This is a genomic window from Streptomyces sp. NPDC059740, from assembly GCF_042733155.1.
Classification (GTDB): domain Bacteria; phylum Actinomycetota; class Actinomycetes; order Streptomycetales; family Streptomycetaceae; genus Streptomyces.
Genome location: NZ_JBHWGP010000004.1, coordinates 267,155 through 286,542, shown reverse-complemented (window position 1 = coordinate 286,542; position 19,388 = coordinate 267,155). Strand labels below are relative to the sequence as shown.

Here is a 19,388-nt window from a genome sequence, read left to right as displayed (position 1 = left end):
CTCTCCCTCGCTCGTCGGCCCTCGGCTCAGACCCCGGGGACCGCGGACTGCCGCTCGGCGGCCTCCACCACGTTGACCAGCAGCTGCGCCCGGGTCATCGGGCCGACGCCACCGGGGTTGGGCGAGAGCCAGCCGGCGACCTCCGCCACGCCCGGGTGGACGTCGCCGACGATCTTGCCGTTCTCGTCCCGGCTCACGCCGACGTCCAGGACGGCCGCACCGGGCTTGACGTCCTCCGGCTTGACCAGGTGCGGCACGCCGGCGGCGGCGACGATGATGTCGGCGCGGCGCAGGTGGGCGGCGAGGTCACGGGTGCCGGTGTGGCACTGGGTGACCGTGGCGTTCTCCGAGCGGCGGGTGAGCAGCAGCGGCATGGGCCGGCCGATCGTGACGCCCCGGCCGACCACGACGACCTCGGCCCCGTTGATCTCCACACCGTGCTGACGCAGCAGGCGGACGATGCCGTAAGGGGTGCAGGGCAGCGGCGCCGGCTCGCCCAGGACGAGCCGGCCGAGGTTGGTGGGGTGCAGTCCGTCGGCGTCCTTGGCCGGGTCCATCAGCTCCAGCACGCGGTTCTCGTCGATGCCCTTGGGAAGCGGCAGCTGGACGATGTAGCCGGTGCAGGTGGCGTCGTCGTTCAGTTCGCGGACGACCGCCTCGATCTCGTCCTGGGTGGCCGTCGCGGGCAGTTCGCGCTGGATGGAGGCGATGCCCACCTGGGCGCAGTCGCGGTGCTTGCCCGCGACGTACTTCTGGCTTCCGGGGTCCTCGCCGACCAGGAGGGTCCCGAGGCCGGGCTGCACGCCCCGGGCCTTCAGCGCCTCCACGCGCGTGACGAGGTCGGACTTGATCGCTGCGGCGGTGGCCTTGCCATCGAGAATCTGGGCGGTCATGGCCCCATACTCCCGGATGGGGGCCGCCCGGTTCCAATCCGGGCCGTGCGCAGCGGGCGAGCCGCGCCCCAAGACCACCGGACCACCCGCCGTCGACCGGGGCGTCGGCTCGCGGGGCGCAGGGGGAAACAAGGCCCTGGCTCCGGCACGGGCCGTGCCCCGTGGGGCCGGAACGGGTCCCCCGCGCACCCGTGCGGCCACGGAGGGAGTGCCGTAATCCGCGCACACCCCCCACAAAGTGACGGATCGGTGTGCAAGGGGCCTGGTGATCATTGCCGTTGCCTAACAGCCATACCGTGCGACTGGACAACCAGGACACCGACGAAGAAGGATTGTCAGCCTGTGCCGCAGGTGTCGTCGGGGGGCCACTGCGCGTCGACTCCTCCGATCCGACCGTGCGTCCCTGCCAGCGACATCGGAGGAAAACCCGCTCATGAGTTTCGGCGACCCGCAGAACCCCTACGGCCAGCCTCCCGGCGGACAGCCGAACCCCTACGGCCAACCCGCCCAGGGCCAGCCCGGTTACGGCTACCCCCAGCAGGCTCCCGCAGCCCCGCAGTACGGCTACCCGCAGCAGGCCCCGCCCGCCCCGCAGTACGGCTACCCGCAGCAGGGCCAGCCCTACGGCGGCGTGCCCGCGCAGGGCGGTTACCCCGGTGGCGCCCCGATGGGCATGCCGACCGGCTACGCGAGCTGGGGCGCGCGGTTCGTCGCGACCCTCATCGACGGCCTCATCGTCGGGCTGCTGCCGGGCATCCTCTACGTCATCGGCTTCGTGATGTTCGTCAGCTCGATCGACACCACCTACGACTCCTCGGGTTACCCGCACACCGAGGGTCCGTCCCCGGCCGGCCTGATCTTCATCGTGCTGGGCGGTCTGCTGGCGCTCGTCCTCGGCATCGTGATGCTCGTCAAGGAGGGCCAGGGCGCGACCTGGGGCAAGAAGGCGATGAACATCCGCCTGGTGCGCGAGGACACCGGCCAGCCCCTCGGCTTCGGCATGGCCCTCGTGCGGCGCATCTGCCACGTCGTGGACTCGTTCTGCCTGTGCCTGGGCTACCTGTGGCCGCTGTGGGACGACAAGGCGCAGACCTTCGCGGACAAGATCGTCGGGTCCGTCGTCGTCCGCACCCAGTGACCCGCACGAGGTGACCGGAGCCGGTCGCCGACCGTCCCCTCGGCACCGTCTCCGCCACCCCCTTCACGCGTGAGGACCACGTCCGTGAGTTACCCCAACCCGCAGAACCCCTACGGCCAGCAGCCCCAGCAGGGCTACGGATTCCCCCAGCAGCCGCCCCAGCCCCACCCGGGGTACGGCTACCCGCAGCAGGCGGCCGGGCCCTACGGCGGCTACCCGCAAGGGCCCATGGGCGGTCCGCCCGTGCCCCACATGCTGCCCTCGCCGCTGAAGGCGGCCCGGGTCATCCTCTTCGTCATGGCGGGGCTCGACCTGCTGGTGACGATCGGCTTCGTCGTCGGGCTCGGGTACGTCAGCAAGGCCTCCAAGAGCGCCTCCGGCCTGGACAGCGACACCCTGACCTCGTTCGCCGTGGGCAAGGGCTTCCTGATCGCCGGCATCGTCCTGACCCTCGTGTGGGCGGCCATCGCGGTCGCCCTCGGGCTGGTGATCGCCAAGGGCGGACCGGGCGTGCGCGTGGGGATGATCGTCTACAGCGCGATCACCTGCTTCGGCAGCATGGCCCTCTTCCCCTGGGGCCTGCTCTTCCTGGTCCTGGCCATCCTGGTCATCACCTTCGCCAGCAAGCAGGAGAGCTCGGCCTGGTTCAACCGGCCGGCGCTCTGACGCACCGACGCCGCACAGGGCACGCGAAGGCGCCCCCACCCGCGAGGTGGGGGCGCCTTCGGCGTTCCCGGGTCGGGGGCGCACCGCCGTGCGGCACGCCCCGACCGGTGTCAGTGGAAGAAGTGGCGCGCGCCCGTCAGGTACATCGTGACGCCCGCGGCCTTCGCCGCCTCGACCACCTGCTCGTCGCGGACCGAGCCGCCGGGCTGGACCACGGCCCGCACCCCGGCCTCGGCCAGCACCTCGAAGCCGTCGGGGAAGGGGAAGAAGGCGTCGGAGGCCGCGTAGGAGCCCCGCGCCCGCTCCTCCCCGGCCCGCTGCACCGCGAGCTTCGCCGAGTCGACGCGGTTGACCTGGCCCATCCCGACGCCGACGGTGGCGCCGTCCTTGGCCAGCAGGATGGCGTTGGACTTGACGGCCCGGCAGGCGCGCCAGGCGAAGGCCAGCTCGGCCAGCTCCTGCTCGGGCAGCGCCTCGCCGGTGGCCAGCGTCCAGTTCGCCGGGTCGTCGCCGCCGGCGTCCAGGCGGTCCTTGGCCTGGAGCAGCGCGCCGCCCTCGATCGGCTTGACCTCGACGGTCTCGGTGGGCGCGCCCGGGCAGCGCAGCACGCGGATGTTCTTCTTGCGGGAGAGCACCTCCACGGCGCCGTCCTCGTAGTCCGGGGCCACGATGACCTCGGTGAAGATCTCCGCGACCTGCTCGGCCATGGCGAGCGAGACGGGCCGGTTGACGGCGATGACGCCGCCGTAGGCGGACAGGGAGTCGCAGGCGTGGGCCTTGCGGTGCGCCTCGGCCACGTCGGAACCGACGGCCACGCCGCAGGGGTTGGCGTGCTTGATGATCGCCACGCAGGGCTCGGTGTGGTCGTAGGCGGCGCGGCGGGCGGCCTCGGTGTCGGTGTAGTTGTTGTACGACATCGCCTTGCCGTGCAGCTGCTCCGCGGCGGGCAGCCCGGCGCCGCTGCCGTCGGTGTAGACGGCGGCGGACTGGTGCGGGTTCTCGCCGTAGCGCAGCGCCTCGCGGCGCTCCAGGGCGGTGCCGGTGAAGGCGGGGAAGCCTTCGGCGGCCGGGTCGGTGGCGGCGAACCAGCTCGCCACGGCGACGTCGTAGGAGGCGGTGTGGGCGAACGCCTCGGCGGCCAGTGCGCGGCGCGCGGCCAGGTCGAAGCCGCCGTCCGAGACGGCCTTGAGCACGTCGCCGTAGCGGTCGGGGTTGACGACGACGGCGACCGACGGGTGGTTCTTGGCGGCGGCACGCACCATGGAGGGCCCGCCGATGTCGATCTGCTCGACGCACTCGTCCTCGGAGGCGCCGGAGGCCACGGTCTCCCGGAACGGGTAGAGGTTGACCACGACCAGCTCGAACGGCTCCACGCCGAGCTCGGCGAGCTGGGAGCGGTGGGTCTCCAGCCGCTGGTCGGCCAGGACCCCGGCGTGGACCTTGGGGTGGAGGGTCTTGACGCGGCCGTCCAGGCACTCGGGGAAGCCGGTCAGCTCCTCCACCCTGGTGACGGCGACGCCCGCCGCGGCGATCCGCGCGGCCGTCGAGCCGGTCGAGACGAGCTGCACGCCCGCCGCGTCCAGGCCCTTCGCCAGCTCCTCCAGGCCCGTCTTGTCGTAGACGCTGACCAGCGCGCGGCGGATGGGCCGCTTCGTACCTTCTTCGACGGTCACGGAACCAGTACCTTTCGTCCCTCAATGCGGTAGCCGTCGCGGCACAGGCGCCCGACGACCTCGACGAGCAGTCGACGCTCGACTTCCTTGATGCGCTCGTGCAGCGCGGCGGCGCCTTCCTCGGTGTCCTCCTCGACGATCTCGACCACGCCCTGCGCGATGATCGGACCGGTGTCGACGCCGTCGTCGACGAAGTGGACGGTGCAACCGGTGACCTTCGCGCCGTAGGCGAGGGCGTCGCGCACACCGTGCGCACCGGGGAAGCTCGGCAGCAGCGCCGGGTGGGTGTTGACGAAGGCGCCGCCGAAGCGGGCCAGGAACTCCCTCCCGACGATCTTCATGAACCCGGCGGAGACCACCAGGTCGGGCTGGTGGGCGGCGACCGCCTCGGCCAGCGCCCGGTCCCATTCCTCGCGGCTGCCGTGGTCGCGGACCCGGCACACGAAGGTGGGCAGCCCCGCGCGCTCGGCCCGTTCCAGTCCGACGATGCCCTCGCGGTCGGCGCCGACGGCCACGATCCGGGCGCCGTACGCCTCCTCCCCCGCTTCCGCGATGGCGTCGAGGAGGGCCTGGAGGTTGGTGCCGGACCCGGAGACGAGCACGACGATGCGGGAGGGGGAACCGGAGGGCGCCACGGCGGGGGCTCTTTCTCACGATCGGGCGGTCGGTCTGGTCGGCCCGTTGCCTCGTCCTGCCCGGGCGGACCCGGGGCCGTCCGGCGGGCCCGGCACCGGCGCGTCCGGCGCCTGCTGCACCGCCGCCGGGAGCCCGCAGCGGCCGCGGCCACCTGCCGGTGCCTGCGTCCGGATGCCCGCCGTACCTGCCGTGTCACGGCTGGACGTGCGGGTTCGCGACGACGGGAAACCGCACTTGTACGTTCGTACGAGGAGACGCCACGTGGAATTCCGGGGAACTCTACGAAGCGGCCGACCGTCAGCAACGATACCGGCACACCGGGCGGCCCCCACGGGACGGGGGCGGGCACGAGAGGTAGCGTCGGCATACGCAGGCACGCCGCAGACATCGTTCGTGGTATCCGGTCACCGGGCCCGCCCGCCCTCACGGGGGCCGGACGACCCGTGGGCGCGGACTAGACAAGGGGAAGACTCACTCCACATGCCGGACCGACGCCGCCGCGCGGCCCTCCTCCTCCCGCAGCCCGTGACGGCCCCCGGCGCGGTGACGCCCTGGGGCGGACCAGCGGCGGCGACGGCAGGCATGCCACCCGCCCCGTTCCGCGGAGCCCGGGGGCCCGCGGTGGTGCTGATGGCCACCGGATCCGGCCGCGACGGCGGGTCCGAGGGCCCCGCCGGCGAGGGGACCGGGTCCGTGCGCCCGGAGGACCGGAACCGGCGACCGGACGGCCAGGACGCAGGGGCCTCGGACGGCAGCCGCCGAGCCGGGGAGGACGCAGGGGCCGGTGCCGGGGGCGGCAGCGACCGTCCGGCCGACGACAACCCCTTCGCGCCCCCGCCCGAGGGAACCCCGGACCAGGAGTGGCGCCCACGGGGGCGCACCCACGCCCACACCCACCCCCAGGACCATGAGGGCTCCTCCCCGGACGGCGAGGGCGGCGAGGGTGACGACCGGGGCGGGCCGCCGCCGCCCTGGGGCAGTCAGTGGAGCCCCCGCCAGCCCGGCAGCCGCCCCCAGGGCCTGGGCGACCGGCCCGGCGGCGACCCGCAGGGCGGACCCGGCGGCCTGCGCTGGGACCCGACGGACCCCTCCCAGCGCCGGGCGCGGTATGCCCTGCTCGCCGGCATGTGGGCCTTCTTCTTCGTGCTGTTCAGCCTGCCGGAGGTGGGGCTTCTGCTGGGCGCCCTGGCGGTGTACTGGGGGGTCAGCTCGCTGCGTGCCAAGCCCAAGGAGGCGACCGGCAAGGCCACCGCCACGGCCGCGGACCTCTCCGGCGGCGTCCCGCGGCAGGAGGACACCCCCGCGGCGCCCCCGGCCCCCGCACCGGGAGCTCCCCGGCCCCAGGCGACGGCGGCCATCGGCGGCCTGGTCACGGCGGGCATCGCCCTTCTGCTGGTGGCCGGCAGCTTCACCGTCCGGATCGTCTACCAGGACTACTACGCCTGCGTCAGCGACGCCCTCACCCACGCCTCCCGGCAGTCCTGCGAGAACCTGCTCCCGACCGAACTGCGACCGCTGCTCAGCGCACAGGACTAGGTCGTGTCTTCAAAGTAGCGTCGTTCGCCCGAAGGGCGGGCCCGGCGGTGTCTGGTGCGTGCGATCGCAAGGCGGAGGGAGGAGAGCGCAGCGGGCTGCGCTGACGACCGACAACGCGGCGAGCGTGCGTGCCAGACACCGCCGGGCAGGCGGGACTTTGAAGACACGGCCGAGGGCCGGATCTCAGCGGGTCCGGTGACGAGGGCCTGGTTCCGCGGGCGGGGCCCTGAGGGCCCGTTTTCCGGGGGGCGGGCGTCACCGTCGGCTCCGGGAGGCGGTCACTGCGGGCTTCGGGGCGGTGGGGGCTCGCCCGGCTCGAAGTCCGCCATGAGACCACCACCGGCGTCCCGCAGCGCCGCCCACCGCGCCCTGCGCGCTTCCGCGTCGTGCCAGTGGTCGCCGTCCGGGTCCGTGCCCGGGCCCCGTCCCTCCGGTTCGGCCGGCGCACGCGCGCCGTCCTGAGCCTGGGCCGTCCCGTCCTCCGGCGCCGTCCCGTCCTCCGGCGCCGTCCCGTCCTCCGGCGCCGGGCCTGCATCCGCCACCGGGGCGGCGAAGGCGTTGGGAGCCGGCTCAGGGGCCGAGACGAAGGCGGGGGTCTCAGCAGGAGTGGGCACCTCGCCGGAGGTGGGCGGTAGGTCGGAGGCGGGCGGTAGGCCGGAGACGGGCGGCAGGTCGGAGGCGGGCGGTAGGCCGGAGACGGGCGGCAGGTCGGAGGCGGGCGGTAGGTCGGGGTGACCGTCGCGGCGGGCTTCCGGGGGGACGGGTGGGGCCGACGGGGCGGACGGGGCGTCACCGTCCGCGGAGGCCGGGAGCGGACGGGCCGGAAGAGGCTGGGGCGCGAGCGGCTGGGTGGGGAGGGGCCGGCTCGGGAGGGGCTGGGGCGGGACCGGGGAAGCCTGGGCCGGGCCGCCGGCAAGGCTCGGCGCTCCGCCCGCCAGGGGCTCCTCCGCGGCCTGCGTTCCCATGTCCGCGGCCTGCGTTCCCATGTCGGCCTCCGTCTCCGCGCCCGCGGCCCTCGTCGCCAGGTTCGCGGACCTCGTCGCCAGGTTCGCAGTCTCCGTCTCCGTGTCCGTCTCCGTGTTCGCAGCCCCCGTCCCCGTGTCCGCAGTCTCCGTGTCCGCAGTCTCTGACCCCGCGTCCGCTGTTCCCGCGTCCGCTGTCCCCGCATCCGCTGTTCCCGCGCCAGCGAGGTGTCCGAGGTGTCCGAGGTGCGTCGGGGTGGAGGGGGGTGCGAGGGGGGCCTGCACGGGGCCCGGTCGGCCGGCCGCTGCCAGGGCACGGGGACGGGCACCACGCCGGACGGCCCGTCGCACGGTGTCCTCCGGGGGGCGGCGCCGGTGAGGCAGTGGTGCTGCCCCGGCCCACAGCGCGGTCCGCGCTCGTCCGCGACGGCCGCGGGCCAGGCCGGCCAACAGCACCACGGGCACCGCGACCAACGCGCTCCAACCGGCGACGGCGACACCGGTGGGCCAGGGCTGCGGGCCGAACCTGGCGAGCGCCCTGACCCCCAGGGCCCCACCGGCCAGAGCCGCGAGCCCCCCGGCGACGAGCCCGGTCCCCGCAGCCGCCAGCGCCGCAGCCACCACACCGCCGCGCCAACTCCAGGCGACCCGAGGACGCAGCCGGGGACGGGACGGGCGTCGGCCGGGCCACCAGCCGGCGCTGCGGAGCACCGACCGGGCCACCACCGCGCCGACACCCAACGGGACGAGGAGCGGCAACCACGTCACGGGCGCTGCGGGCCCTGTCGGCAGCGCCCCCAGCAGCGGGAGGTGGGGCACGGCGGGGTGCCCCGACACGCCGTCCGCCGTGACCGTGCCCGCGCCCAGGGCAAGACCGGGACCGGCCCCGTACGCCGCGCCCCACACCGCGGCGTTGGGCAACAGGGTGACCGTCAGCAGCGCCACCGCGATCCGGGCCGGCCAGTCGTGTGCGAGGTGCACGAACTCGTGGTGCACCGAGCCGAGGTGGACGCCGGTTGCGAGCAGCGCCAACGCAGCGCCGCCGACCAGCAGGGCCACCGAGCCCCAGCCCGCACCCCGCAGCGCAGCCGGTAGCCGGCCCGCGCCCAGCACCAGACGTACCTGCCGCGGCACCTTCGCCCACCCCTGCCGCAGCACCGACCGTGCGGTACGCGGCCGGTGCAGCAGCACGGTCCGCCAGCAGGCCGCCGCGACCACGAGCAGCGAGAGGCCGAGGACGTGCGGCAGGGCGCTGCTCCAGGAAGGCCGCAGCGAACCGCCGGCGGCGAAGAGGGCCGCGGCACCGGCCACCGTCAGGTACCCGGCGACGAACGCCACCGGCGTCGCCCACGGGACCGCCCCGGGTGCCTCCTGCGTCGCGGCCGACGTCCGGCCGGTTTCGCCGGACACCGGGGGGTGGGCGCCCGGTTCCGCAGGACGGGCGCCCGGTCCAGCAGGGTGCGGTCTCCCGCATGCTCCGGCGTCCTCCTGCTGCGACGCCCCGTCACCGCCGCCGGCCTGCTCCTCGTCCAGCCGCATGTCCACGGTGACGTGGGTGGCGGCCGGCCCTTCCACCGCGGCGAGGGTTCTGGCGGCACCTGAGCCCGTGGTGGTCATGGGGGTATCGGGGGGCTCGCCGGCGGTGCTGTCGGGCCGTGAGGTGTTGGTGGGTGCGCAGGGGTTGCTGGGTGCGCAGGAGCTGACGTTCTCAGGCGGGCCCGCGTTCTCAGAGGTGTCGGCGGGTTCAAGGGGGCCGGCGTGTTCAGGAGGGCCGGCGGTTTCCGTGTCGAGCGTGGTTCCGGAGCGGTGGGCGGGCCTGTTCTGTGTGGGCTCGGGGCTTTGAGCGGGCTCGGAGCTCTGGACGGCCTCGGAGTCACGGGCGCCTTGGCCGCGCGCGGCGGCATCAGAGCTGATGGCGGCTTCGGAGGGGGCCGTCGCTTCGGGGACTTCCGTGGCTGAGGTGGCTTCGGTGGCTTCGGTGGCTTCGGTGGCTTCCGTGACCGCGGTGGCTTGCGTCGCCGTGGTCACTGCGGGCGCGGACATGGCAGGAGTCGTGCCGGCGATCGCGGCAGTGGACGCCGCACCGGTGGCGGTGGCAGTGGCGCCGGGAAATGCCTTTCCGGCTTCCGCCACCGGGTCCGGCAGGGCATGGGCGGGGGGAACGGCGGGTGATCCGCCGGCCGACTCACCGTGGTGCACGTCCTGGCCGGGCAGCGGCGAGGGGAGGGGGGCCGGAGGGCGCGGACGGCGGGTCGTGACAGCTGGTCTCGGCGTGAGGACATGGCGGGCCGCCCGGTAGAGGAGCCAGAGCGGCAGCAGGCTCAACAGCAGCGGCGTGACCCCCACCGGCGCCGGGACACCGGAACCGGTGGCGAACCGGACCAGCTCGCTGCCGTGCGCGAGGAACCAGAGGTTCGCGGCGAGGCGTAGCGCTGCCGTGGAGGTCGCATCGGGGTAGGGCGAGACCACCCACAGGACGAGCACCACGACGGCGAGCAGACCCAGTCCGAGCCCCGCCGCCACCGCCCCACCCATGAAGGCGGCGCCGGTTGGCGTCGGGCCGGGTGCAGCGGGGAGGCGGGTGGCCGGACCGTGCGGAGCGGGGCGCGGGGACGGCCCTGACACACCCGCGCCGCCACCCGCCCCGGACGACCGTGCCAACCGAGTCGGGCGGGTCGGGGCCGGTGGCGGGGTGGGGGCCTGCGGCGGGGTCGGGGGCGAGGGCGCGGCGGCACCCGGCGGGGCGGCGGACGCGACGCGCTCGGCGGGCTCTGCATGCGAGGAGGCTGCCTGTGTCTCGGTCCGTTCGGTCACCCGGCCATGCTGCCAAGAAGGGATGAATTGCTCTGGTAGGAGCTAAATGCCGGTCGTGTCGCTTTTTATGGAGTTATGTGGAGTTTCGGCCGGGAGTTGGACGCCGCGCCCCGGCCTTGACGGTGCCCCGCGCGGAAGGTGAGCATGACGCAGCCCCAGCAGCCTGAGACCCCGGCCCCGGCCGCCACGTCCCAGCACGCCCCGGCCGACCCCTCACCGAACGGTCCCCCGGCGAGTCCCCCTCACCCCGACCATTCCCCCGCTCCGGGCGCGGACCCTGCCCCGGGCTCTGCCCCCGCTCCGGGCGCGGACCCTGCCCCCGGCTCTGCCCCCGCCCCGGACTCTGCCCCCGCCCCGGGCTCTGCCCCCGTCGAAAGCCTGGCCACCGGGTGGTCCACCCCCGAGAGGTACGCGCCCGAGGCAGCGCTGCCCGAGGTTGCTGTCCTCGACGAGGCTGTCGCCGAGGGGGCCCTTCCCGGAACGGCCGTCATCGAGAGGGCTGCTGTCGAGGGGACCGCTGCCGAAGAGGTCGTCGACGAACGGTTCGTTGCCCAGGAGGACGTTGCCGAGGAAGCCGTCAGCGAAAGGGCCGCTGCCGAGGAGGACGTCGCCGAGGGGTCGGCTCCCGGTGAACCGTCGGCCGCCAGCACCTCACGCAACGACTGGACGGCGGGCACGCCGGAGACACCCAGGGCCGCCCGCAGCGCCCCCCGGACCCCGGCCGGTAAGCCGTCCGCGGCACCACCCCGGAGCGTCCCTCGCCTCACCCGCACGCGCGCTGGTGCACCACGGCCCGACAGTGGCCCGGGGCGCTTCCCGCATGCGGGGCGCCACACCTCCCGAGGCCCAGGAGGCCAGGGCGCCCGGGAGTACGCAGAGCCCCAAGGGGCCCGGAAGGACTCGGAGGCCCTTGCGGTGCAGCGGGCCGAAGACTGGAGTGCCGCTGCGGCCTTCGACGCCCTGTACTCGCGTCACGCCGCCGCGCTCACCCGCCAGGCCATGGCTCTCAGCGGGCACCGTCGGCCAGCCGAACGGGCGGTGCGGCGCGCGTTCCGCCGGGCCTGGCAGCACTGGCCCGAGGTGGCCGTGGACAGTGACCCGGTGGGGTGGGTCCGGGCCGCGGTGCACGAGGCGGCCCTCTCCCCCTGGCAACGCCGGCACCAGCTCGCGCACGACTCACTGTGGGAACCCCGCAGCACACCGTTCGCACGGCCGCGTCGCCGGTCGGCGAGGGCGGGCGGCGCCCCTGCCGACCCCGTCCAACGCGCCCTCCTCGACGCCCTGCTGAGCCTGCCGGTCCCGTACCGCCGGGCACTGCTGCTCCATGACGGTCTCGGGCTGGAGCTGCCGACGACGGCTGCCGAGAGCGAGGCCAGTCCGGCTGCGACGGCCGGCCGGGTGGCCCGGGCCCGGCAACTGGTGGCCTGCGAACTGCCTTCGCTGGGGCTGGCCCGGCGCTCGTCCGAGGAACGCGGCCGGATGCTGCGGGACGGGCTGGCCGAGGCGTTGGCCGCCCTGCCGGTGACCCTGCCTCAGGCCCGGAAGGTCCGGCGCGGAGGGGAGCACCGGGCCCGGTTGCTGGTACCCGGAGTGCTGACGGTGTCCGCGCTGTTCACCGCCACCGCCGCGTGGACGGGGACCACCACCCTCGAGCACCTCGTTTCACCGGCGCGGCCCGCCGCTGCTCCAGGCCCTGCGGACGCGCCCGGCGGCCCGGCGGGAGTTGCGGGGCCCGGCCCCGGCGAGGCCGGCCTGACAGGGCCCCAGCACCCCGGCCTGACCCAGGTGGGGGCGAGCCCGACGCTCGCCACGGCCTCTGCGGCCGACCCGTCGCCCGGTTCCGGAGCCACCGCCTCCGGCTCCGGCTCCCCGGGGGACGCCTCCGCAGCCTCCGCGACTGCGGCCGGCACGGGCGGGCCCGCGGTCGGTGGTACACCGGACACCGGCCTTCTCACGGCAACGTCCGGCCACGCTCCGGCGACCAGGCACCGGGGCACCCTGAGCCCGCGCCACAGTCACTCGACGGCATCCCTGGACAGGCCCGGCGCGACCGCTTCGGCCGGGACCGCCGGCCCTGCCGCGCACCGTTCCCACCCGGCCGCCACCGCCGGGAACGCGGGCTCGTGGGAGGAACCGCCCGGACCTGCCGCCGTGCAGGGTGACGGGGCCGGTGCGGAACCGTTCAGCCACCGGCACGGCAGGTGGTCCACCCCGTTCGGAAGTGCGGCGTCCGCCTCGGCACCGCACCGCTCACGGCAGACGCCGGCTCCGGGCTCGGCAGGCAGCCACCACGTGCGGCGTCCGCAGCCCTACGCCTCGGGAGGGCGTCCCTCGTCGCACCACCGGTCCCGGCTCGGCGGGCGACCCACGGCCACCGGCGGGGTCTCGACCACCGGCTCCCCCGGCTCGGCCGCCCACCCCCCTGCCACGACGGGCCCGACCGGCGGCTCCAGCCACTCCGGCACACCGGCCGGAGGCCTGCGGGAGGCCACCGACCCCGGCACGACGGTCAGCGAGGACGACGACACCCCGACGTCCTGAGGCGAACGAAGTCCGAGGGAACGTCGGGTGTCCGAAGGTCCGACAGGCCCGGGACGAGGCGGAGGACGAGGATGAGGATGAGGATGAGGGTGGGGTCGGGGGGAGGCGGGGTCAGCTCTCCCGCTCGGCGAGTGCGGCCAGTTCGCGGTCGACCGCTGCCTGGTGGCGCTGCGCGTCCTCCCGTGCCCGGCGGGGACTCCACCGCCCGGACATGGCGAAGACGAGGGGCAGGAACACCACCTGGCCTCCCACGGCGACCAGCCACCAGGCCCGCCACTGTCCAGGTCCCTCCTCGGCCGCCTTCGCCACCTGCGGCCCGTACCGCTGGAGCACCGACAGCTCGTGCTGGGACCGCCTGACGAGACGGAGGTCGGCCGGACCGACCTCCCGGGCGGCGCGGGCCGTGAGGGAGGCGGGCGGGCGGTCGCCGTACTTCTCCAGCTGGGCGAAGAGGTCACGGTGGGCGGTCACGACCGCCAGGGCCGGGCCCGCCTTGCGTTGCGCCGCCGACACCTGGTCCCCGTGTTCGACCAGCGGCGTGACGGAGGTGACGACCAGGGGCACGCAGGCAGCCGAGACAGCCACGACGATCCGCACCACCCAGCCCCACACGGCGAGCCCCACGGCGGTGGCCGCCGGATTGCGGCGCTCGACGGTCTCGGTGAAGCCCGCCATCCACGGTGCGTAGGCGACGCCGCTGAAGACCCCGATGGCGACGAAGGTCCAGGCGAAAGCGGTGTAGGACGTCTCCGGGTGGGTGGCCCGGGTGGCGAACCAGAGGCTCGCCGCTGCCGCGCCGATCCCACCGGCCATCATGAAGGGCTTGCGCACCCGCAGCCGGTCCGACAGCAGGCCGGTCGCCACCAGCGACAGCGCGTTGGCTGCCCAGTACCAGGTGGCCAGGGAGTTGGTGTGCTGCTCGTCGTAACCGAAGGTGGTGGCGAAGTAGACCACGAAGTTGCCGACCGCGGAGTAGTAGAGCAACAGGAAGACGGCGACGGCGAACACCGGGCCCAGCACCCCGGGGCTGAGGACCTGTCGCCACTCCCCACGCCGTGACTGCGCCGGGTCGACGCCCTTCGCCCTGGCCTCCACCAGGGCCCGGTCGTGCAGCGAGACCATGATCTGGTCGCGCAGCCGGGGCGCGAGTTCCCGCAGGGCCGGGAACGCCATTAGGAAGACGACGAGGCCCGCGTATCCGCTGTAGCGCAGCTCCTGGCGCCAGTCGGAGGTGGTGAGCGTGGCGCTGGTGACGACGGTGACGACCAGGCTTCCCACCACGGGGCCCATCGTCCAGTACCCCATGGCCGTGGCCCGTCCCAGTTGGGGCGAGAAGTCACGGATGAGCGCCGGGGTGGCCACCAGCACAAGCCCCTCGACGAAGCTGACCAGCGCGAAGACCACCAGGTAGGTGGCTTTCCCGCCGGCCCCCGTCAGCCCGAACAGCACGAGCAGGGAGGCCGTCAGCAGGCCGTAGACGACGAGGTTGGCCCGGCCCCAGCGGTCCGCCAGCCCGGCCACCAGGGAGGCGAACGCACCCACCGCGTTGCCGACCACGGAGACCCAGGTGAAGTACCTGTACGTCATGCCGAAGTCGGTCATGATCGACGTGGCGACCGCGTACTGGATGTACAGCATGTAGTACAGGACGACGGTGGTGACGACCACGATGGCCAGGTAGGCCAGGCGCCGCCGAGTGGGCGGGTATTCGGCCAGTTCCCGCCGGTACAGGCGGGAGAGGGGCCCGCGCGACCGGTTCGAGGGGGCGTCGGACGCCCCGCCTCCGGCGTCCAACGGCGTCGAGGTGGCGGACATGCGGCTCCTCCTGCGTATCCGGGCGACCCATCTCCCCCACCGCACCGCGGAACGGAGGGCGGGAACGCGGTACGGACGGGACGCGAGACCGGTGGCTGGATCGAAACTGCCCCGGAGAGTAGTACCGACCAGTCGGTACGCATAGGTCTCGGACACAACCCGTTCCGATCCGCAGGACATGACCGTGCGTCAGGCCGCGGAACGCGGAGGTCACGGGGCACGGTCCCGGGGGCGGGGACCGCAGGCCGCGGAACGCGGAGGTCACAGGGCACGGTCCGGGGACGGGGACCGCAGGCTGCGGGACGCGGCGTGGACGCGGGACGCGGCGCTGGACGCGGGGCGCGGCGCTGGACGCGGGGCGCCGGCCTGGCGCTGGACGGGGCGCTGGACGCGGGACGCTGGGCCCGGCGCTGGACCTGGCGCGGGGTGTGCTGGGCCTGACGCTGGCGCGGGGCGCTGGGCTGGGCGCGAGGCGCAGGGCCTGGGCGCGGGACGCAGGGCCTGGGCGCGAGGCGCAGGGCCTGGGCGCGGGACGCAGGGCCTGGGCGCGGGGCGCAGGGCGCAGGGCCAGGGGGGAAGGGCCCGCCGCCCCGGTGGTCCGGGGCGGCGGGCCCTTGTCCCTGCGTCACCTCACCGACTGCGCGGTGCGGCGGACGGCTTGGCGGCGGTGTCAGCCGGCCAGGATCTCGCGCGCCAGGCGGGCGGTCTCCGACGGGGTCTTGCCGACCTTGACGCCGGCGGCCTCGAGGGCCTCCTTCTTCGCCTGGGCGGTGCCGGAGGAGCCGGAGACGATCGCGCCGGCGTGGCCCATCGTCTTGCCCTCGGGGGCGGTGAAGCCCGCGACGTAACCGACGACCGGCTTGGTGACGTTGGCCTTGATGAAGTCGGCCGCCCGCTCCTCGGCGTCGCCGCCGATCTCGCCGATCATGACGATCAGGTCGGTGTCGGGGTCGTCCTGGAACGCCTTCAGCGCGTCGATGTGCGTGGTCCCGATGATCGGGTCGCCACCGATGCCGACGCAGGAGGAGAAGCCCAGGTCACGCAGCTCGTACATCATCTGGTACGTCAGCGTGCCGGACTTGGAGACCAGGCCGATGCGGCCGGCGTTGGTGATGTCGGCCGGGATGATGCCGGCGTTCGACTGGCCGGGGGTGATCAGGCCGGGGCAGTTCGGACCGATGATGCGGGTCTTGTTGCCCTTCTTGCCGGCGTGCGCCCAGAAGGCGGCGGTGTCGTGCACCGCGATGCCCTCGGTGATGACGACGGCAAGCGGGATCTCGGCGTCGATCGCCTCGATGACCGCGTCCTTGGTGAACTTCTCCGGGACGAAGATGACGCTGACGTCAGCGCCGGTCTTCTCGATGGCCTCCTGGACGGAGCCGAAGACGGGTACCTCGGTGCCGTCGAAGTCGACGCTCTGGCCGGCCTTGCGCGGGTTCACGCCGCCGACGATGTTGGTGCCGGAAGCAAGCATCCGCCGGGTGTGCTTCTGACCCTCGGAGCCGGTCATCCCCTGGACGATGACCTTGCTTTCCTTGGTGAGGAAAATAGCCATGGTGTTCGGTGTCCTCGTTCGGTCTTCGTCCAGCGGTTACTTGGCGGCCAGCTCGGCGGCGCGGTCGGCCGCACCGTCCATGGTGTCCACCTGCTGAACCAGCGGGTGGTTCGCGTCGGTGAGGATCTTGCGACCCAGCTCGGCGTTGTTGCCGTCCAGACGCACGACCAGCGGCTTGTTGACGTCCTCGCCCTTGGACTTGAGCAGCTCCAGGGCCTGGACGATGCCGTTGGCGACGGCGTCGCAGGCGGTGATGCCACCGAAGACGTTGACGAAGACGGACTTGACGTCCGGGTCGCCGAGGATGATCTCCAGGCCGTTCGCCATCACCTCGGCGGAGGCACCGCCACCGATGTCGAGGAAGTTGGCGGGCTTGACGTTGTTGTGCTTCTCGCCGGCGTAGGCGACGACGTCGAGGGTCGACATGACCAGACCCGCGCCGTTGCCGATGATGCCGACCTGACCGTCGAGCTTGACGTAGTTGAGGCCCTTGGCCTTCGCCGCCGCCTCCAGCGGGTTCGCGGCGGCCTTGTCCTCGAGCGCGGCGTGGTCGGCCTGGCGGAACTCGGCGTTGGCGTCCAGGGTCACCTTGCCGTCAAGCGCGATGATCTTGCCGTCGCCGGTCTTGACCAGCGGGTTGACCTCGACGAGCAGGGCGTCCTCGTTGATGAAGACGGTCCACAGCTTCTGCAGGGCCTCGGCAACGCCCTCGGCCACATCGGCCGGGAACTTGGCGGCCTCGACGATCTCGCGCGCCTTCTCCGGGCCCACGCCGTCCAGGGCGTCGACCGGGATCTTGGCGAGCGCCTCGGGCTTGGTCGCCGCGACCTCCTCGATCTCCATGCCGCCCTCGACGGAGGCCATGGCGAGGAAGGTGCGGTTGGTGCGGTCCAGGAGGAACGAGACGTAGTACTCGTCCTGAATGTCCGCAGTCTCGGCGAGCATCACCTTGTGGACCGTGTGGCCCTTGATGTCCATGCCGAGGATCTGGTCAGCCTTCTCGACGGCGTCAGTCGGGTCGGAGGCGAGCTTGACGCCACCGGCCTTGCCCCGGCCTCCGACCTTGACCTGGGCCTTGACGACCGCCCGGCCGCCGAGACGCTCGGTCACCTCGCGCGCCGCCTCAGGCGTGTCGATGACTTCACCGGCCAGCACCGGTACACCGTGCTTGGCGAAGAGGTCCCTCGCCTGGTACTCGAACAGGTCCACGCGCGTCCGTCCCTTTGCTTCTCAAGTGCCCACGAGTCGTGGTGATCGCGGTTCGTTGTCTGCGCGGGCGTGCCGCGAAGGGCAAAGTGACGACGCCGTCACGATCAAGGCGTACGGGTCAGCACAGCAGCCGGTTGTACGCGGCATGTCCGCTTGGCAGGTTATCGCCGCCGGACCTGCGGCCCTAAATCACAGATCACACTGTGGCGGTGATTACCATCACAACCCCCCGCGCGCCGGGCGACGCCGCCCCCGCCCCGGCACCGCACCCCGCCCCCGGCTCCTCCGGAGTCCCTCCTCCTGCGTCCCTCCTCCTCACTCACGTATCTCCCGCACCGTCCAACACCCCGGGGCGAGCCGGTCAGCCCCTCCGACCGAAGGAACGCCCCTCCGACCCGGCCCAGTCGTGCCCGCACTGCGCTGTCCCCCCAGTCGTTCGCCCATCCGGCCGCCCAGCCGTCCGCCGCCCCTTCGGTCGTCCGGTCGTCCGCTCCTCCGCCCCGTCGGTCATCCGGCCGTCCGGTCGTCCGCCGCCCCTCCGCCCCGCCGGTCATCCGGCCGTCCGGTCGTCCGCCGCCCCTCCGCCCCGCCGGTCATCCGCTTCGAGCCGCACGCACCGGGCTGCCCGGGCCGCGCTGCCCGGTCCGCACCGTCCGATCCGCGCCGCCCGATCCGGGACCGCTCGTGCCGAGGCCGTCCGGGCCGGGCCGGGCCGGTCAGCCACGGACAGATCACCCCCGGACCCGGCACTCCCGGGCCGGATGCCCTCTGGCCGGCCCCGCAGCAGCTCAGCCGACGTCGGTCAGGCGGCTTCGGGTATCGGGAGGGGGCGTCCCTCCAGGGCTGCGGCCATCACCTCCGGAAAGAGGTCGGGGGTGCAGGCGAACGCCGGTGATCCCAGGGTGGCCAGCGCCGCCGCGGTCTCCCGGTCATAGGCGGGTGCGCCTTCGTCGGAGAGTGCCAGCAACGTCACGAACTGGACACCGGAGTCACGCATCGCCGCGACCCGACGCAGCATGTCCTCGCGTATCCCCCCTTCGTGCAGGTCGCTGATGAGCACGACCACCGTCTCGGTGGGGCGGTTGATCCGTGACCGGCAGTAGGCCAGCGCCCGGTTGATGTCCGTTCCACCGCCGAGCCGGGTGCCGAGGACCACGTCCACCGGGTCGTCGAGCTGGTCGGTGAGGTCGACGACCTCGGTGTCGAAGACCACCAGGCGGGTGGCGAGGGAACGCGTCGAGGCCAGTACCGCGGCGAAGACCGAGGCGTAGACCACCGAGGTGGCCATCGACGCCGACTGGTCCACACAGAGGACGACCTCCTTCCTGACGGCCCGGGCCGTCCGCCCGTGGCCGACGAGCCTGACCGGTACGACGGTCCGGTGGCCGGGCAGGTAGTGGCGGAGGTTGGCCCGGATGGTGCGGTTCCAGTCGATGTCGCGGGGGCGGGGGCGCACCGCCCGGGTCGAGCGCTGCAGAGCGCCGCGCACGGCCGAGCGGGTGCGGGCGGCAAGGCGTCGCTCCAGCTCTTCCACGATCCTGCGCACCACTTCCCGGGCCCCCCGCCTGGCCGTCTCGGGGAGGGTCCGCTGCAACGACAGCAACGTCCCGACCAGGTGGACGTCCGGTTCCACGGTCCGCCACAGCTCCGGCTCCGCCAGGAGCGCGGCCAGCCCCATCCGGTCGACGGCGTCGCGTTGCATCACCTGCACCACGTCGGTGGGGAAGTAGGTGCGGACATCCCCGAGCCAGCGGGCGACGGAAGGGGCTGACGGTCCCAACCCTCCCCGGCCCCGGCCGCCGCCGGCTGCCGTCCGCCGCACCTTGCCGACCTCGGCAACTCCCCCGGCGGCCCCCGCAGCCGCGCTGCCTCCGGACCCCCCAGGGGCCCTGGCTCCCGCGGGGCGTCCGGAGTCCGGGCCGTAGAGGGCCGCGAGGGTGGCGTCGACGG

General features: G+C 74.0%; 13 protein-coding genes. 5 read left to right on the top strand and 8 right to left on the bottom strand.

Annotated features, from left to right (window positions below):
- Positions 1 to 26 precede the first annotated feature (26 nt).
- Positions 27 to 893 (bottom strand): bifunctional methylenetetrahydrofolate dehydrogenase/methenyltetrahydrofolate cyclohydrolase, encoded by an 867-nt coding sequence (locus tag ACFV3R_RS07825; RefSeq protein ID WP_385577195.1) that lies wholly within the window; start codon positions 891 to 893, stop codon positions 27 to 29.
- Positions 894 to 1,326: 433 nt separating this feature from the next.
- On the opposite strand from ACFV3R_RS07825, the gene ACFV3R_RS07820 reads away from it, so the two are divergent.
- Together ACFV3R_RS07820 and ACFV3R_RS07815 are read left to right on the top strand one after the other, a co-directional pair.
- Positions 1,327 to 2,031, top strand: a complete 705-nt coding sequence (locus ACFV3R_RS07820) for an RDD family protein (protein WP_385577192.1) — start codon at positions 1,327 to 1,329, stop codon at positions 2,029 to 2,031.
- Between the two features lie 84 nt (positions 2,032 to 2,115).
- Positions 2,116 to 2,697, top strand: a complete 582-nt coding sequence (locus ACFV3R_RS07815; RefSeq protein WP_385577189.1) for a hypothetical protein — start codon at positions 2,116 to 2,118, stop codon at positions 2,695 to 2,697.
- 110 nt (positions 2,698 to 2,807) lie between these two features.
- Here the strand turns inward: ACFV3R_RS07815 and purH are convergent, their stop codons facing one another.
- Both purH and purN read right to left on the bottom strand, forming a co-directional pair.
- A complete protein-coding gene (purH, locus tag ACFV3R_RS07810) occupies positions 2,808 to 4,370 on the bottom strand; it encodes a bifunctional phosphoribosylaminoimidazolecarboxamide formyltransferase/IMP cyclohydrolase (RefSeq protein ID WP_385577185.1) in 1,563 nt (520 codons plus the stop codon).
- Positions 4,367 to 5,005, bottom strand: a complete 639-nt coding sequence (gene purN / locus ACFV3R_RS07805) for a phosphoribosylglycinamide formyltransferase (RefSeq protein WP_385577182.1) — start codon at positions 5,003 to 5,005, stop codon at positions 4,367 to 4,369. Before purN ends, purH begins: the two co-directional genes overlap by 4 nt.
- A 631-nt stretch (positions 5,006 to 5,636) precedes the next feature.
- On the opposite strand from purN, the gene ACFV3R_RS07800 reads away from it, so the two are divergent.
- The gene (locus ACFV3R_RS07800; protein WP_385577179.1) at positions 5,637 to 6,542 is read left to right on the top strand and encodes a hypothetical protein; all 906 of its coding nucleotides are present in this window, start codon (positions 5,637 to 5,639) and stop codon (positions 6,540 to 6,542) included.
- A gap of 278 nt (positions 6,543 to 6,820) precedes the next feature.
- Here ACFV3R_RS07800 and ACFV3R_RS07795 read toward each other — a convergent pair whose 3' ends face one another.
- Positions 6,821 to 10,027 (bottom strand): DUF6350 family protein, encoded by a 3,207-nt coding sequence (locus tag ACFV3R_RS07795; RefSeq protein ID WP_385577175.1) that lies wholly within the window; start codon positions 10,025 to 10,027, stop codon positions 6,821 to 6,823.
- 1,206 nt (positions 10,028 to 11,233) lie between these two features.
- Here ACFV3R_RS07795 and ACFV3R_RS07790 point away from each other — a divergent pair.
- A complete protein-coding gene (locus tag ACFV3R_RS07790; protein WP_385577172.1) occupies positions 11,234 to 12,859 on the top strand; it encodes a hypothetical protein in 1,626 nt (541 codons plus the stop codon).
- 111 nt (positions 12,860 to 12,970) lie between these two features.
- Here ACFV3R_RS07790 and ACFV3R_RS07785 read toward each other — a convergent pair whose 3' ends face one another.
- The gene (locus tag ACFV3R_RS07785; RefSeq protein ID WP_385577169.1) at positions 12,971 to 14,674 is read right to left on the bottom strand and encodes an MFS transporter; all 1,704 of its coding nucleotides are present in this window, start codon (positions 14,672 to 14,674) and stop codon (positions 12,971 to 12,973) included.
- A gap of 309 nt (positions 14,675 to 14,983) precedes the next feature.
- Here ACFV3R_RS07785 and ACFV3R_RS07780 point away from each other — a divergent pair, with 309 nt between their 5' ends.
- Positions 14,984 to 15,115, top strand: a complete 132-nt coding sequence (locus tag ACFV3R_RS07780; RefSeq protein WP_385577166.1) for a hypothetical protein — start codon at positions 14,984 to 14,986, stop codon at positions 15,113 to 15,115.
- 229 nt (positions 15,116 to 15,344) lie between these two features.
- On the opposite strand, the gene sucD is transcribed toward ACFV3R_RS07780, so the two are convergent.
- From sucD to ACFV3R_RS07765, 3 genes are all read right to left on the bottom strand, one after another.
- Complete coding sequence (gene sucD, locus ACFV3R_RS07775) at positions 15,345 to 16,229, bottom strand: succinate--CoA ligase subunit alpha (RefSeq protein ID WP_385577163.1); 885 nt, start codon at positions 16,227 to 16,229, stop codon at positions 15,345 to 15,347.
- Positions 16,230 to 16,265: 36 nt separating this feature from the next.
- Positions 16,266 to 17,438, bottom strand: coding sequence for an ADP-forming succinate--CoA ligase subunit beta (sucC, locus tag ACFV3R_RS07770; RefSeq protein ID WP_385577160.1), 1,173 nt, complete (start codon positions 17,436 to 17,438; stop codon positions 16,266 to 16,268).
- An 802-nt stretch (positions 17,439 to 18,240) separates the two neighbouring features.
- Positions 18,241 to 19,116, bottom strand: a complete 876-nt coding sequence (locus tag ACFV3R_RS07765) for a VWA domain-containing protein (RefSeq protein WP_385577511.1) — start codon at positions 19,114 to 19,116, stop codon at positions 18,241 to 18,243.
- Positions 19,117 to 19,388: the final 272 nt, after the last annotated feature.

What these genes read in the sequence shown, in the direction of transcription:
- ACFV3R_RS07825 (WP_385577195.1), bottom strand. Translation starts at nt 893, where the DNA reads ATGACCGCCCAGATTCTCGATGGCAAGGCCACCGCCGCAGCGATCAAG.
- ACFV3R_RS07820 (WP_385577192.1), top strand. Translation starts at nt 1,327, where the DNA reads ATGAGTTTCGGCGACCCGCAGAACCCCTACGGCCAGCCTCCCGGCGGA.
- ACFV3R_RS07800 (WP_385577179.1), top strand. Translation starts at nt 5,637, where the DNA reads ATGGCCACCGGATCCGGCCGCGACGGCGGGTCCGAGGGCCCCGCCGGC.
- ACFV3R_RS07785 (WP_385577169.1), bottom strand. Translation starts at nt 14,674, where the DNA reads ATGTCCGCCACCTCGACGCCGTTGGACGCCGGAGGCGGGGCGTCCGAC.
- sucD (WP_385577163.1), bottom strand. Translation starts at nt 16,229, where the DNA reads ATGGCTATTTTCCTCACCAAGGAAAGCAAGGTCATCGTCCAGGGGATG.
- ACFV3R_RS07765 (WP_385577511.1), bottom strand. Translation starts at nt 19,116, where the DNA reads ATGGGGCTGGCCGCGCTCCTGGCGGAGCCGGAGCTGTGGCGGACCGTG.